This window comes from Halorubrum rarum, from assembly GCF_048380895.1.
In the GTDB taxonomy this organism is placed as follows: domain Archaea; phylum Halobacteriota; class Halobacteria; order Halobacteriales; family Haloferacaceae; genus Halorubrum.
Map to the genome: position 1 here is coordinate 100,051 of NZ_JBLWMN010000008.1, position 14,108 is coordinate 114,158.

Below are 14,108 nucleotides of genomic sequence, written 5' to 3' on the forward strand. Positions count from 1 at the left end.
AGAGACGCTCGTCGCGGGCGTCGCGTCGCTCGGGTAGGGGCCCGTCGCGACGCCCGCGGCGACTGCTCGATCGGTGAGCGGCGGCGCTCCGACTGGAAAACAGGGATCGACCACCCATCGTCGGCGAACCGGAACCGGCCGGGACCGACCGTCGGCGAACCGGAACCGGCAGGGCTGAGCGTTCGAAGGACGTGGTCGCCTCGGACAGTCGATCCGACCCGCAGGGTTTTAGCCGGCGACGGCGGGAGTACGGGTATGGCTACGGGCATCGTCGGGGAGTTCCTCGAACTGAAGGAGGGGACCGACGCCGACGTCCTCGCGATGCAGTGCGGCGACTTCTACGAGTTCTTCGCGGACGACGCCGAGCTCGTCGCCGCCGAACTCGACTTGAAGGTGTCCCAGAAGTCCTCGCACGGCTCCTCGTACCCGATGGCGGGCGTACCGCTCACCGAGCTCACGCCGTACTTAAAGGCGCTCGTCGAGCGCGGCTACCGCGTCGCGGTCGCGGACCAGTACGAGACGGACGACGGCGGCCACGCACGAGAGATCACGCGAGTCGTCACGCCGGGGACCCTCCTCGAAACGACGGACGCGGACGCGCGGTACCTCGCGGCGATCGTCCGACCGGACGACGAGCCGTCCGGCCCGTACGGCGTCGCCTTCGCGGACGTGACGACCGGTCGCTTCCTGGTGACGGAGCTCGAAGACGAGGGGGCGCTTCGCTCTGAGCTGTACCGGTTCGACCCGACGGAGGTGCTGCCGGGGCCGCGGGTCCGCACCGACGACGCTCTGCTGGGCGCGGTTCGCGAGGAGCTGTCGGGGTCGCTGTCGCTGTTCGACGCGGAGGCGTTTGCGCCCGGACGCGCGAGACACGCCGTCCGCGATCAGTTCGGACGGGAGACGGCCGACAGCGTCGGTCTCGACTCCGAGCTGGCGACTCGGGCCGCGGGAGCCGTCCTCGGATACGTCGAAGAAACCGGTGCGGGCGTTGCTGCGGCGATGACGCGACTCACCGCCTACGGTGCGCGCGATCACGTCGACCTCGACGCGACCACCCAGCGAAACCTCGAACTGACGGAGACGATGACCGGCGACGGCGACGGGTCGCTTTACGACGTCGTCGACCACACCGTCACCGCTCCCGGCGGACGGCTGCTCCGCGAGTGGCTCACGCGCCCGAAACGCGACCGCACGGAGATCGATCGCCGGCTCGATGCGGTCGCGGCGCTCGCGTCCGCGGCGCTCGCCCGCGATCGACTCCGCGAGACGCTCGGCGGCGCGTCCGACCTCGAACGCCTCGCCGCGCGGGCGACGAGCGGGAGCGCCGGCGCACACGAGCTTCTCTCCGTTCGCGACACCCTCGCACTCGTTCCCGAACTCGACGACGCGGTCGGGTCGACGCCGCTCGCCGACTCGCCGGTCGCGGACGTGCTCTCGCGTCCCGACCGCGAGCGTGTACGGGAACTCCACGACGAACTCGCCGAGGCGCTCGCCGAGGACCCGCCCAAGACGAAGACGCAGGGCGGACTCCTCCGGAAGGGGTACGACGCCGAGCTCGACGAGCTGATCGAGCGCCACGAGGCGGTCGAACGGTGGCTCGACGGGCTCGCCGATCGCGAGAAGCGGGAGCACGGACTCAGTCACGTCACGGTCGACCGGAACAGGACGGACGGCTACTACATCCAGGTGGGAAAGTCGGTCGCCGACGACGTCCCGGAGCACTACCGGGAGATCAAGACGCTGAAGAACTCCAAGCGGTTCGTCACCGACGAGTTGGCCGAGCGGGAACGGGAGGTCCTCCGACTGGAGGAGGCGAGGGGCGAACTGGAGTACGAGCTGTTCGAGGCGCTCCGGGAGGACGTCGCGGCGTCGGCGGCGCTCCTCCAGGACGTCGGTCGCGTCGTCGCCGAGCTCGACGCGCTCGCCTCGCTCGCGACGCACGCGGCCGGCAACGACTGGACGCGCCCCGAGCTGACCGAGCCCGGATCGCTGTCCATCGAGGCGGGGCGACACCCGGTCGTCGAGCGGGCGACCGACTTCGTGCCGAACGATCTGGTGCTCGACGAGGACCGCGGCTTCCTGATCGTGACCGGGCCGAACATGAGCGGGAAGTCGACGTACATGCGGCAGGCGGCGCTGATCCAGCTGCTCGCGCAGGTCGGCTCCTTCGTCCCCGCACGGTCGGCCGAGGTCGGGGTCGTCGACGGCATCTACACCCGGGTCGGCGCGCTCGACGAGCTCGCACAGGGGCGCTCGACGTTCATGGTCGAGATGCAGGAGCTGTCGAACATCCTCCACTCCGCGACCGAGGAGTCGCTCGTTATCCTCGACGAGGTCGGTCGCGGTACCGCCACCTACGACGGCATCTCCATCGCGTGGGCGGCGACGGAGTACCTCCACAACGAGGTCCGCGCGCGGACGCTCTTTGCGACCCACTACCACGAGCTGACGACGCTGGCCGACCACCTCCCGCGAGTCGCGAACGTCCACGTCGCCGTCGACGAACGCGACGGCGACGTCACCTTCCTCCGGACGGTCAGGAACGGACCGACGAACCGATCGTACGGCGTCCACGTCGCCGATCTCGCGGGCGTTCCGAGCCCGGTCGTCGACCGTGCGGACGAGGTGCTCGACCGACTCCGCGAGGAGAAGGCGATCGAAGCGAAGGGGAGCGACGGAGACGCCGGCGACGGGGCGACGACGCAGGCCGTCTTCGACCTCTCCGCGGGGTCGTTCAAGCGCGCGGCGGAGGACGGAAACGGCGAACGGAGCGGTGATCGCGGCCGGACGGCCGGTGACACCGCGGCCGCTGCAGGCGATACGGCCGCCGGCGATACCGCCGCCGGCGACGTCGCCCCCGACCCGGAGACGGCCGCCGTGATCGAGGAGCTGACGACGCTCGACGTGAACGAGACGCCGCCGGTCGAACTCCTCACCCGCGTCCAGCGCTGGCAGGACCGGCTGGAGTGAACGCGGACGGTTCGACGAGTACACCGACGGGCACACCCACGCTCGGTCCGTCGTTTCACTTCCACCGAGCTATCCGACTCCTTTTGTCCGATGCCGCCGAACTCGGACCCGTGTCAGAGTCGCCGCATCTGCGGTTCTTCCCGTACGAGGAGCCGTACCCGAACCAGCGCGAGGCCATGGACAGGGTCGCCAACGCGCTGGCTCGCGGACAGGACGTGCTGTTCGAGGGCGCGCCCGGCACCGGGAAGACCCTCTCCGCACTCGTCCCGGCGCTGGAGCACGCCCGCGAGCACGACCGGACCGTCGTCATCACGACGAACGTCCACCAGCAGATGCGCCAGTTCGTCGAGGACGCCCGCGCGATCACCCGCACCGAGCCGATCCGGGCGGTCGTCTTCAAAGGGAAGTCGTCGATGTGTCACATCGACGTCGACTACCAGGAGTGTCAGACCCTGCGGGACACGACCCGCGAGCTGGTGGAGACGGAAGGCGACGTCGCGGAGCTCGAGGCCCGCCAGCGCGAGCTGTTGGCGGAGAGCCGCGACGGCGACGCGGGCGCGGCGGAGGCCCGCGAGGCGGTGATGGACGAACTCGACGAGTTGGAGGACGAACTCGACTCCTACGAGACGACGACCGTCTGTGACCGGTACCACAACAACCTCGTTCGCGATACCGACGACTTCTTCGCGTGGCTGTTCGACGACATCCGGACGCCGGATGACGTGTACGAGTACGCCGACGACCGGGGCCTGTGCGGTTACGAACTCCTCAAGGAGGGGATGGAGGGCGTCGACCTGGTCGTCTGTAACTACCACCACCTCCTGGACCCGAACATCCGAGAGCAGTTCTTCCGGTGGATCGACCGGGACCCCTCGGAGATAATCACGGTGTTCGACGAGGCGCACAACGTCGAGGACGCCGCCCGCGACCACGCGACGCGGACTCTCACGGAGAACACCCTCGCCGCTGCCGTCGAGGAGCTGGCCGACAGCGACGACTCCCGTGCGGAGGCGGCCGAGAACGTCATCGGCGCGTTCCGCGGGGCGCTCGTCGAGACGTACGACGGCGCGCTCGGGCACGGCGCGCGCGAGGGCGTCGACGAGAACTGGGAGGACGTGTCGATCGCGAACGACGACCGCCGCGACGACCTCACGCTGAACTTCCTGCGACGGTACGAGGGCGCGGGGATCGACGTCGAGACCGAGCTCGCGATCCAGCTCGGAAAGGCCCTCGACGAGGAGTACGAGCGTCGGTACCGCGACGGCGAGAGCACCAGCCGAACGGAGTGTCAGACCCTCCAGGCCGCCCGGTTCGTCTCGACGTGGATGGACGAGGGGACGGAGCTCGGACAGTATCCGGTCGTCTCCGTGCGCCGCGACGGCGGCACCGACGACGTGTACGGTCGCGCGGAGCTGTACACCTGTATCCCCAGAACCGTCACCGAGGAGCTGTTCGACGAGGTCGCGGCGTCGGTGCTGATGAGCGCGACGCTCCGCCCCTTCGACGTCACGAGGGACGTCCTCGGCCTGTCGGACGTCGCTACCCTCGCGTACGGGATGGCGTATCCCGAGTCGAACCGCCGGACATACGCCGTGGACACGCCGCCGCTCTTCGCCTCCGAGCGGAACGACCCGGAGACCCAGGAGACGGTCGACACGCTCCTCCGGGACGCGATCCGGTTCACTCCCGGGAACACGCTCGCCTTCTTCCCCTCGTACGGCGAGGCGGAGCGGTACTACGAGCGGCTCGGCGGCGACCGCGGTCTCGTGGGTGCGGATCTCGGTACCCTCTACCTCGACGGTCCGGGAACGGACGAGGAGCGACTCCGCACGCGGTTCGTCGAGGGCGACGACGGCGCGCTGTTCACCTCGCTGTGGGGCACGCTTGGAGAGGGGGTGAGCTTCGACGCCGACGACGCCCGGACCGTCGTCGTCGTCGGGGTTCCGTATCCGCACCTCTCGGATCGGATGGAGGCGGTACAGGAGGCGTACGATCGGTCCTTCTCCGACCGCGACCGCGCGCGCGACCCGGGCTGGGCGTACGCGGTCGAGATCCCGACGATCCGGAAGACGCGGCAGGCGCTCGGTCGCGTGATACGCGGCCCGGAGGACTTCGGCGTCCGGATCCTCGCCGACCGTCGCTACACGACCGCGGACATGGGCAAGTACTCCGTTCGGAGCGCGTTCCCGCCCGAGGAGCGAGAGGAGCTGCTCGACGTCGCCCCCGGGAAGCTGAAGTTCGCGATGCTGAACTTCTACGGCGACCACGACGCCTATGACGGATCCCCGCCGGAGCCGTAGGGTTCGGGGTTATCGGCCGTCGTCGTCGTCGGCATCGCACGCCGCACGGGACCGGCCTCCTCGCAGCATCGGCGTCGTGACGGCGGGATGGATCCGGAGCGATCCCGTCCGGAACCGAACCCACGCGGCGATAGCGGCACAGCCGACGAGGACGGCGAGCAGTCCGAGGATCCCGCCCTCCGGACCGAACCCGCCGCCGGTCCACACCGCGGGTCCCGTCGTTTCCGTGGCGACGATCGTGACCTCCGCACCGAGTCCGCTGACGCCGTGCCCGAACAGCCCGCCCTGCGCGAGGTTCCAGGTCACGTGGAGCCCGATCGGGACCGCGAGCTCGCCCGTGAGCAGGTAGCCGGCCGCCAGCAGGACGCCGGCGAGCGAGATGACCGCGATCGACAGCGGCGTCGCACCGGGATTGGCCGCGTGAAGCAGCCCGAAGAGGACGGACGAGGCGACGAGCGCGATCAGGACGGCGACCCCGCGTCCGGCGAATCGGAACCCCTCCGCGAGGTTCGTCAGTAGCCAGCCTCTGAGGAGCAGCTCCTCGTACACGCCGACGACGAGGAACAGTCCGACCACCCCCGCGAACCCGAGGAGAAACGAGCCGGGCGCTCGGAACGTGTCGACCACGGTGAACCAGCCGGCCGCCCAGCCGACCGCGAAGACGGCGGCCTGGAGGGCGACGCCGAGCCAGAGTCCGAAGCCACAGTCGATCCACCACTCGCGATCGATCCGGAAACCGTAGTCGGCGAGCCGCCGCCGATCGACGAATCGGGCGATCGGAACGAGCGCAAGTACGACCGCGATCCCGGTCGCAACGGTCGTGACACCGAAGGCGAACGGCGCTCCGGGATCGAACTCCGGACCGATCGCGAGGACGACGAGCACCTGCGCAGTTATGACGGCGATCACGAGGAGGACGGCACCGCCGAGCAGTCTGACCGGCGTTCGCGGGCGGCGCTCCGAGGGGGTGACGAGCGCGTGTCGGAGCGCGGATCGGGGATCCATACGTCGTCCGTCTCGTGGGGGGTACGAAAACGTCTCGACCGGGGGCTGGAACGCGGTCTCGACCCGGAGCTGGAACGCGGCTACGTCGGTCGCGTCGCGAGCAGCGCGGCGATCCCGCCGAGGACGATACCGAGGAGGATAGTCACCACGGCGTGGATCAGCGTGATTCCGGCGGCGATCCGCGTCTCGACCCCGTAACTCCAGCGGAACATCGCGGCGTCGAGCAGTAGCGCGGCGGGGATCAGGACGATAGCCGGCAGGGCGAACGCGCCGCCCACGACGCCCACGACCGCCGGGAGCGGTCCGACGTACAGCGCGCGACGCGGATCGACGTCACCGAGGACGTTTCTGGCGGCCAGATGCGCCGTCGCGGAGAGGAACAGCGCGAACAGGACGGTGGTTCCGAGCACCGAGACGGGCGAGACCGTCTGTAGGAGCATGTTCGAGCTAGCGACTACGGCGTGAAAGGCGTCCCGGAACGGGTACGGTCGGCGTCAGCGTCGCGTTCGTCGAGCGATCGCGTGTCGGCGCTACTCGAGCAGCCCGAGGTCGTCGAGCTTCTCGACGATGTGGTCGACGGCGGCCGCCGCATCGCTCGGGTCCGTCCCGCCGGTGATGACGAGCTTCCCGCTGCCGAACAGTAGCGCGACGACGTCGAGGTCGTCGAGCCGGTAGACGAGACCGGGGAACTGCTCGGGCTCGTACTCGATGTGCTCCAAGCCGAGTCCGATCGCGATCGCGTTGAGGTTGAGGCTCTCGCCGAGATCCGCGGAGGTCACGATGTTCTGTACGATTATCTCGGGGTCGTCCTCGACGGGGATCCGGAGCGCGCGGAGCTTCTCGAAGACGATCCCGAGACTCTCGTGGACGGCGTCGATGGAGTTGGCACCCGTACAGACGATCTTTCCGGACCGGAAGATCAGCGCTGCCGACTTGGGATCCGTGGTTCGGTAGACGAGGCCGGGGAACTGTTCCGGATCGTAGTCGGCACCCTCCAGGTCCATCGCGACGCTCTGGAGGTCGAGCTCCTGTCCGATCCCCGTCGAGGCGACGACGTTCTCGATCGATATCGTGTCCTTCGGATCGCCCATCAGTACCTGTACTCTGTCTTTTAAGCTTTAAAAAGATTGGTAGGACCGCGGCGGCGGGACGGGGCGATTGGATAGGGAGAGACGAGGGAGGTGGGATGGGGATCTAGAACCGCTACCCTCTTTGGATCGCCCGCCGGAGCCTCGGGCGTGTACTGGCTCGAACTCGCGGGCGAGGAGGACGCGTTCGCCGCCTTCGAGGCGTCGACCGCGGCGACGTCCGTCGAGCTCCTCGCTCCGGGCGTCGCTCGCGCCGGGGCGATCGGCGACGGCGTCGACCGACTGGCGTACACCCGCGCGGCCCACGAGGCGATCGGCCGGACCGACGCCGACGTCGCCGCCGCGGTCGCGCTGTGTTCGGCGGCGTCGATCGACCGAACCGGGAGCGTCGCGGTCCGCGCACGCAACGTCCGAAACACCGCGGACGTCTCCACGGGCGACGCCGAGCGCGAACTCGGGAGCGCCCTCGTCGACCGCGGCTTCACCGTCGACCTGGACGACCCCGACCACGTCCTCCGAGCGCTGTTCGCATCGGGGGCGCGAACGACCCACGACGCCGTCTCCGGTGCCGACGGCGGCGAGGCGTCGATCTGTGCGCTCGGCTGGGTCGCCAGCGAGGCCGACCGCGGGTTCGCGCCGAAGCCGACCGATCGCCCCTTCTTCCAGCCGGGAAGCATGGCTCCCGCCGACGCCCGCGCGTACGTCAACCTCGCCGGGGCCGGTCCCGGCCGGACGCTGCTCGACCCGATGTGCGGGACCGGCGGGCTGCCGCTGGAGGCTGGACTCGTCGAAAGCGACGTCGTCGCCTGCGACGCACAGGAGAAGATGGTTCGGGGGACGCGGGAGAACCTCCGCGAGTACCTCCCCGACGTCGGCCGCGCTGCCCCCGACTGGCACGTCGCTCGCGGGGACGCGACCCGGCTCGCCCTCGTCGACGACGCGGTCGACGGCGTCGCGTTCGACGCGCCGTACGGCCGACAGTCGAAGATCGCCCGCCACGAACTCGCCGACCTCGTCGCCGGCGCGCTCGCGGCGGCCGCCCGCGTCGCTCCTCGAGCCGTGCTCGTCGCCGATCGAGACTGGCGAGGACCGGCCCGCGAGGCCGGCTGGACCGTGACGGCGACGTTCGAGCGACGCGTCCACCGATCGCTGACGCGACACGTGCTGGTGTTGGAACGGGAGCGCGGCGAGTAGTGGTGGACCTCCGACGGCGTCTTTCAGGTGAGACTCCCCGGTTCGTCGACCGACGTGATAGTGAAGACCGACGTGTCGAACTCCCGCGGACCACCCGTCCTCGTGTCGGATTTCACTTTCACTTCGTCGCCGGGGAACGGTTAAGTGGACGGCGGGAGGTGTGGTTCACATGACCGGGGACGCCGACGGCGACATGCTCTCGTGGGACGAGTCGGTGTTCCGCGACGAGTCGGTGTTCGAGATCGATCACGTCCCGGAGACGTTCCGCCACCGTGAGAGTCAACTGGAGAGCTTGAAGTACGCCCTTCGACCCGCCGTTCGCGGCTCCCGCCCGCTCAACACGATGGTTCGCGGTCCGCCCGGCACCGGCAAGACGACCGCGGTCCAGAAGCTGTTCGCCGAGCTCCGCGCGCGCACCGACGTCCGGACGGTTCACGTGAACTGCCAGGTCGACTCGACGAGATACGCCGTCTTCTCCCGACTGTTCGAGGGTATCTTCGAGTACGAGCCGCCCTCCTCCGGGATCTCCTTCAAGAAGCTGTTCGGGCAGATCACCGACCGTCTCGTCGAGGAGGACGACGTGCTCGTCGTCGCGCTCGACGACGTGAACTACCTGTTCTACGAGAACGAGGCGTCCGACACGCTGTACTCGCTGCTCCGCGCACACGAGGCACAGTCGGGCGCGAAGATCGGTGTCGTCGTCGTCTCCTCTGACCTCGCGCTCGACGTGATCGACGATCTCGACGGACGCGTCCAGTCCGTGTTCCGTCCGGAGGAGGTGTACTTCCCGGTGTACGACGCAACGGAGATATACGACATCCTCGGCGAACGCGCGACGCGCGGCTTCCACAACGACGTCATCGGCGACGCCGAACTGGAACTCGTCGCCGAGCGGACCGCCGAGAGCGGGGACCTCCGCGTCGGGATCGACCTGCTTCGCAGGGCGGGGCTCAACGCCGAGATGCGCGCGTCCCGAACGATCGCGACGGAGGACGTCGAGTCCGCCTACGACAAATCGAAGTACGTCCACCTCTCGCGGTCGCTCCGTGGCCTGTCCGACTCCGAGCGGGCACTGGTTCGCGTGCTCGCGGAACACGACGGCGAGCGCGCCGGCGACGTGTACGAGGCGTTCCACGACGAGACGGATCTCGGCTACACCCGCTACTCGGAGATCATCAACAAGCTCGACCAGCTCGGCGTGATCGAGACGGCGTACGCCGACGTGGAGGGGCGCGGGCGTTCCCGGGAGCTCACGCTCGCGTACGACGCCGACGCGATCCTCGACCGGCTGGAGTGACCCGTGGTCGGTCGCGGTTCGGCATCGCGTCGTGCGTGGCGTTCCGCGCTCGCCGGCCGACGCCTTTTCAACCCCGCCACCCGCAGTCGACCGCATGAAAACGAGCGGCGGGAGCGACGCGGCGAAACGACGGGCGGGCGAGTCGGCGGCCGAGACGGTCGACGACGGCGACGTCGTCGGGTTGGGGACCGGGTCGACGGCGGCACACGCGATCCGCGCGATCGGTCGATCGGTCGACGGCGGCCTCGACGTCCGCGGCGTTCCGACCTCGTTCGCGAGCCGGGAACTCGCGCGAGCCTGCGGGATCCCGCTCGCCGAACCGGACGACGTCGTGGGGCCCGACGACGACGGGATCGATCTCGCGATCGACGGCGCGGACCGGATCGCGGACGGCGACCTCATAAAGGGGGGTGGCGCGGCACACGCTCGGGAGAAACTGGTCGACGCGGCGGCCGATCGCTTCCTCGTCGTCGCCGACCCCTCGAAGGAGACGGAGACGCTCGATCGCCCGGTGCCGGTGGAGGTCCTCCCGAGCGCACGACGCGTCGTGAGCGAGGCGGTTTCGGCGCTCGGCGGCGGGGACGTCTCGTCGGCTCGCGGCGAGGCGACCCTCCGGCGGGCGAAACGCAAGGACGGGCCCGTCGTCACCGACAACGGGAACCTCGTGCTCGACTGTGCGTTCGGTTCGATCGACGATCCAGACGCGCTCGCGACGGCGCTGTCGACGACGCCGGGCGTGGTCGAACACGGACTGTTCGTGGGAGTTGCGGACGAGATACACGTCGGGACCGCGGACGGCGTTCGCGTGGCTCGACCGTCGCGTGACTGATCGGGACGGTACCGCCGCTCACGCGTGAGTCGAAATAAAAGGATGAAAGCGCAGCCGGCTTACAGGTCGCGAGGCTGGACCGTCTTTCGGTCGTTGGCCTCGGCGCGGCGGGCAGCGTCTTCGAGCAGCTCGTCCACTTCTTCGTCCAGCGCGTCGTAGAAGTCCGAAGCGACGTTCTTGTCGTCCAGCGCTTCCTTGACGGCCGCTTTGACAATGAGGTCTGCCATGCGTTCGACGCTATCCGTCCACACTTAATAAGAGTTCCTGAATTCGCCGGCGAGGGACTCCCTGCTGGCTGTTCGCGAGGGGGAAGGGACACCTGTGTTTATAAACCTTGCGGGGTTCGTTTCGGTTTCGAGACACGATCGGGGGCGACGTCGACCACCATCTCCACGGTGACGAGCCGAACCGACAGCTACGAACGGGCTCGCGCCCATCTGCGAGTATGCGCGACACGCTCGAAGCGCTCGAATCGGGAGACATCTCGGTCGCGGAGGCGGAGTCGATCCTCGCGGGCTACGCGACGACGGCGGCGGGACGGTTCGACGCCGATCGGGAGAGACGTCGCGGGATCCCAGAGGCGGTGTTGGCGGAGGGGAAGACGCCGGGAGAGACCGCGACGCTGGCGACGACGGCACTGGAGACGACCGGACGCGCGCTCGTGACGCGCGCCGACCCGGCGGTGGCGTCGGCGGTTCGCGACGCGATCGCCGACGCCGCACCGGACGCGACCGTCGAGTACGACGAGCGGACGAACGCGGTCGTGGCCCACGCCGTCGACTTCGATCCCCCGTCGTGTTCGGCGACGGTCGCGGTCGTCACCGCCGGCACGTCGGACGCGCCGGTCGCGGGCGAGGCGGCACTGGTGGCGCACGAGATCGGTTCGGCGGTCGCCCTGATCGAGGACGTCGGGGTCGCGAACCTCGACCGACTGCTCGATCAGGTCGGTCGAATACGGGAGGCCGACGTCGTCGTCGTCGCGGCCGGTCGCGAGGGCGCGCTGCCGACGGTCGTCGCCGGACTGGTCGACGCGCCCGTCATCGCTCTCCCGGTGTCGACCGGCTACGGGGTCGGCGGTGACGGCGTCGCGGCGCTCGAAGGTGCGTTACAGTCGTGTACGGTGCTTTCGACGGTGAACGTCGACGCCGGCTTCGTCGCCGGCGCGCAGGCCGGACTGATCGCCCGGGCGATCGACGGTCACTGAACCCGTACCCCCGTCACTGAACCCGTACCTCTTTGGGCGGGCCGGCCGGAGTCGGAACCGTGTCGAATCAGCAGTCCTCGACTCACCACGTGTACGTGATCGAGTGTGCCGACGGCAGTCTGTACACCGGATACACCACCGACGTCGAGCGGCGCGTCGCCGAACACGACGCCGGCGAGGGGGCGAAGTACACCCGCGGGCGGACGCCCGTGACGCTGCGGTATACGGAATCGTTCGACTCTCGATCGGCCGCGATGTCCCGCGAACACGAGATCAAGTCGCTGCGTCGGCGCGAGAAACAGCGACTGGTCGACGAGACGTGACCGGGTCGGGCTCCGACGCCGTCCCCGGAGCGAAGGATCAACCATTAAGACAACCCCCGGTCAATCCCCGATCATGACACCGCTCGCCGTCCAGCCTGAGCCGCTTCCGATCGACGCGACCGCGACCGCCGTGCTCGTCGCCAGCCTGCTCGTCACGGTCCTGTGGGTCGCGTACCTGTACCGTTGAGTCGGGGGACTGGGAGCAGGCCAGGCCGTTCGGAACCGGGGTCGCGTCGGTCAGTTTCTCTCGGGTGAGGTGGATCGATCTCGGAGCCATGCGGCCGCGCGCTCGGCCTCCGCGCCGTCGGTCGCGGTGATCTTCACCGTGACGTGCTCGCCCGGATACGACCCGACCCCCACGTCGAACCGCTCTTGTAGTTCCGTGAACCGTCCGAGCAGTTCGCTCTCCGGCTCCGCGACGTTGACCGCGACCGTGTGGGTCGGGGTCCCCTCGAACTCGTCGGCGACCGTCTCGAACATCGCTTTCATCTCCGCTGGGACGCCCGGAAGGACGTACACCGCCTCGACGACCGCGCCGGGCGCGACGCCCTCGACGTTCGCGAGCGGCCGGCAGTCGGCCGGTAGGTGCGTCGTCTCCGCGGTGAGGTCGTCGGCGCTGTAGCCCCGCTCGGCGAGCCACGCCGCGGCCTGCTCGTTCGCGACGACGTCGCGACCGAACGCGGCCGCGATCGCTTCCATCGTCACGTCGTCGTGAGTCGGACCGAGTCCGCCCGTGACGATCACGGCGTCGTATTCGGCGTGGTACTCGTTGACGACTCTCGCTATCTCTCCGATCTCGTCCGGCACGACGATCACCCGACGAACCCGGACGCCCCGTTCGGAGAGCCGGCCACAGAGCCACGTCGCGTTCGTGTTCTCGGTGTCGCCGACGAGGAGCTCGTTCCCGACGGTGACGATCGCGGCGTTCATACGGGACCCACGCGTGGCTCGTTCAAAAGGCCGCTGGAGACGTCACCCTGACCCGGTGGTTCCTCGCGGGACGGTCCTCTCTCATCTCCTCGGGTCGCCGTCGCCACCCTCTCCGTCGCCGTCGCCACCCTCTCCGTCGCCGTCGCCACCCTCTCTGTCGTCGCCACCCTCTCCGTCATCGTCGCCATCCTCCTCGTACACGCCGAGCCCCATGTCCAGTCGCCGTTGGCGGAGCTCCTCCAACTGCCGGCGGAAGTGGATCGTTCCGGCCGCTCCGACGACGACGGCGACGATCAGGATGACCCCGAAGACGAGGATGTCCCGCTCGCGGTACGACTGGACGACGATCGACCCGCTCGTCACCGACTCCCACGTGATCCTGGTACGCCCGTCGACGACCTCGACATCGTGATCGCGCGGCGAGACGTGGCCGACGATCGGGATGTCGGTACTGAACCCTTCGGGCAGCGTCACCGCGTACGAGCCCTCCACGTACGCCAACATGGTGAATCGCCGGGGCGATCCGGCTCCGGAGAAGGCGACGCTCCCGCCGCTCATGTCGTCGGTGAAGCGGATCCACGTCTCGTCGGGCGTCCGGTCGACCTCGCCGCCGCGGGCGCGGAACTCGCTGCCGTTGATCACGGTTCCGTCGGGGTACTGGTATCGGAACGCATCGAACTCCAGCGGCTGGTCGCCGCCGTACACGGTCGCCTCGTACAGCCGAATGCGGTCGCGGTCGCCGACGTCGTACACGACCGTGTACGTCCCGTCGGTCGACAGGTCGAAGTCGGCGTCGCGGTCGGTGTCGAAGTCGTACTCGCGGGGCGGCTCCGCGTCGAGCGTCTCGTTTCCGACCTCGCCGCCGCCGGTGACGTAGCCGAGACAGCCGGCGCTGACGGCGAGCAGCGCGACGACCGCGATCGCGAGGGCGAAGCGACGGTTCACGGTCTCGTGGGTGGACGGGTCAC

13 protein-coding genes are annotated in these 14,108 nt (G+C 69.2%); 7 read left to right on the forward strand and 6 right to left on the reverse strand.

Features of this window, described 5'->3' with window-relative positions:
* The first annotated feature begins 255 nt into the window (after positions 1-255).
* On the forward strand, positions 256-2,970 hold the full coding sequence (mutS, locus tag ACNSN7_RS08480) for a DNA mismatch repair protein MutS (RefSeq protein WP_418281846.1): 2,715 nt from the start codon (positions 256-258) through the stop codon (positions 2,968-2,970).
* A gap of 110 nt (positions 2,971-3,080) precedes the next feature.
* Positions 3,081-5,270, forward strand: coding sequence for an ATP-dependent DNA helicase (locus tag ACNSN7_RS08485; protein ID WP_418281847.1), 2,190 nt, complete (start codon positions 3,081-3,083; stop codon positions 5,268-5,270).
* A 9-nt stretch (positions 5,271-5,279) separates the two neighbouring features.
* Here the strand turns inward: ACNSN7_RS08485 and ACNSN7_RS08490 are convergent, their stop codons facing one another.
* From ACNSN7_RS08490 to ACNSN7_RS08500, 3 genes are all read right to left on the reverse strand, one after another.
* Entirely contained in the window at positions 5,280-6,275 is a 996-nt protein-coding gene (locus tag ACNSN7_RS08490) for a CPBP family intramembrane glutamic endopeptidase (RefSeq protein ID WP_418281848.1), read from the reverse strand.
* Positions 6,276-6,355: 80 nt separating this feature from the next.
* The gene (locus ACNSN7_RS08495; protein ID WP_418281849.1) at positions 6,356-6,715 is read right to left on the reverse strand and encodes a DUF7473 family protein; all 360 of its coding nucleotides are present in this window, start codon (positions 6,713-6,715) and stop codon (positions 6,356-6,358) included.
* Between the two features lie 90 nt (positions 6,716-6,805).
* A complete protein-coding gene (locus ACNSN7_RS08500) occupies positions 6,806-7,366 on the reverse strand; it encodes a TATA-box-binding protein (RefSeq protein WP_418281850.1) in 561 nt (186 codons plus the stop codon).
* Between the two features lie 147 nt (positions 7,367-7,513).
* Between ACNSN7_RS08500 and ACNSN7_RS08505 the strand changes: the two genes are divergently transcribed.
* The 3 genes from ACNSN7_RS08505 (at position 7,514) to rpiA (ending at position 10,683) form a co-directional block, all read left to right on the forward strand.
* A complete protein-coding gene (locus ACNSN7_RS08505; protein ID WP_418281851.1) occupies positions 7,514-8,557 on the forward strand; it encodes a TIGR01177 family methyltransferase in 1,044 nt (347 codons plus the stop codon).
* A 169-nt stretch (positions 8,558-8,726) separates the two neighbouring features.
* Positions 8,727-9,854, forward strand: a complete 1,128-nt coding sequence (locus ACNSN7_RS08510) for an ORC1-type DNA replication protein (RefSeq protein WP_418281852.1) — start codon at positions 8,727-8,729, stop codon at positions 9,852-9,854.
* A 94-nt stretch (positions 9,855-9,948) separates the two neighbouring features.
* Complete coding sequence (gene rpiA / locus ACNSN7_RS08515) at positions 9,949-10,683, forward strand: ribose-5-phosphate isomerase RpiA (RefSeq protein ID WP_418281853.1); 735 nt, start codon at positions 9,949-9,951, stop codon at positions 10,681-10,683.
* Between the two features lie 59 nt (positions 10,684-10,742).
* Here rpiA and ACNSN7_RS08520 read toward each other — a convergent pair whose 3' ends face one another.
* Complete coding sequence (locus ACNSN7_RS08520; RefSeq protein ID WP_004267503.1) at positions 10,743-10,910, reverse strand: DUF1931 family protein; 168 nt, start codon at positions 10,908-10,910, stop codon at positions 10,743-10,745.
* A gap of 218 nt (positions 10,911-11,128) precedes the next feature.
* On the opposite strand from ACNSN7_RS08520, the gene larB reads away from it, so the two are divergent.
* Together larB and ACNSN7_RS08530 are read left to right on the forward strand one after the other, a co-directional pair.
* Positions 11,129-11,887, forward strand: a complete 759-nt coding sequence (larB, locus tag ACNSN7_RS08525; RefSeq protein WP_418281854.1) for a nickel pincer cofactor biosynthesis protein LarB — start codon at positions 11,129-11,131, stop codon at positions 11,885-11,887.
* Positions 11,888-11,946: 59 nt separating this feature from the next.
* Positions 11,947-12,210, forward strand: a complete 264-nt coding sequence (locus tag ACNSN7_RS08530) for a GIY-YIG nuclease family protein (protein ID WP_418281855.1) — start codon at positions 11,947-11,949, stop codon at positions 12,208-12,210.
* Positions 12,211-12,447: 237 nt separating this feature from the next.
* Here ACNSN7_RS08530 and ACNSN7_RS08535 read toward each other — a convergent pair whose 3' ends face one another.
* Both ACNSN7_RS08535 and ACNSN7_RS08540 read right to left on the reverse strand, forming a co-directional pair.
* On the reverse strand, positions 12,448-13,140 hold the full coding sequence (locus tag ACNSN7_RS08535; protein WP_418281856.1) for a competence/damage-inducible protein A: 693 nt from the start codon (positions 13,138-13,140) through the stop codon (positions 12,448-12,450).
* Between the two features lie 81 nt (positions 13,141-13,221).
* Complete coding sequence (locus ACNSN7_RS08540; RefSeq protein ID WP_418281857.1) at positions 13,222-14,085, reverse strand: DUF5803 family protein; 864 nt, start codon at positions 14,083-14,085, stop codon at positions 13,222-13,224.
* Between the last annotated feature and the right edge of the window lie 23 nt (positions 14,086-14,108).

What these genes read in the sequence shown, in the direction of transcription:
- ACNSN7_RS08520 (WP_004267503.1), bottom strand. Translation starts at nt 10,910, where the DNA reads ATGGCAGACCTCATTGTCAAAGCGGCCGTCAAGGAAGCGCTGGACGAC.
- ACNSN7_RS08495 (WP_418281849.1), bottom strand. Translation starts at nt 6,715, where the DNA reads ATGCTCCTACAGACGGTCTCGCCCGTCTCGGTGCTCGGAACCACCGTC.
- mutS (WP_418281846.1), top strand. Translation starts at nt 256, where the DNA reads ATGGCTACGGGCATCGTCGGGGAGTTCCTCGAACTGAAGGAGGGGACC.
- larB (WP_418281854.1), top strand. Translation starts at nt 11,129, where the DNA reads ATGCGCGACACGCTCGAAGCGCTCGAATCGGGAGACATCTCGGTCGCG.
- ACNSN7_RS08490 (WP_418281848.1), bottom strand. Translation starts at nt 6,275, where the DNA reads ATGGATCCCCGATCCGCGCTCCGACACGCGCTCGTCACCCCCTCGGAG.
- ACNSN7_RS08535 (WP_418281856.1), bottom strand. Translation starts at nt 13,140, where the DNA reads ATGAACGCCGCGATCGTCACCGTCGGGAACGAGCTCCTCGTCGGCGAC.
- ACNSN7_RS08500 (WP_418281850.1), bottom strand. Translation starts at nt 7,366, where the DNA reads ATGGGCGATCCGAAGGACACGATATCGATCGAGAACGTCGTCGCCTCG.
- rpiA (WP_418281853.1), top strand. Translation starts at nt 9,949, where the DNA reads ATGAAAACGAGCGGCGGGAGCGACGCGGCGAAACGACGGGCGGGCGAG.
- ACNSN7_RS08510 (WP_418281852.1), top strand. Translation starts at nt 8,727, where the DNA reads ATGACCGGGGACGCCGACGGCGACATGCTCTCGTGGGACGAGTCGGTG.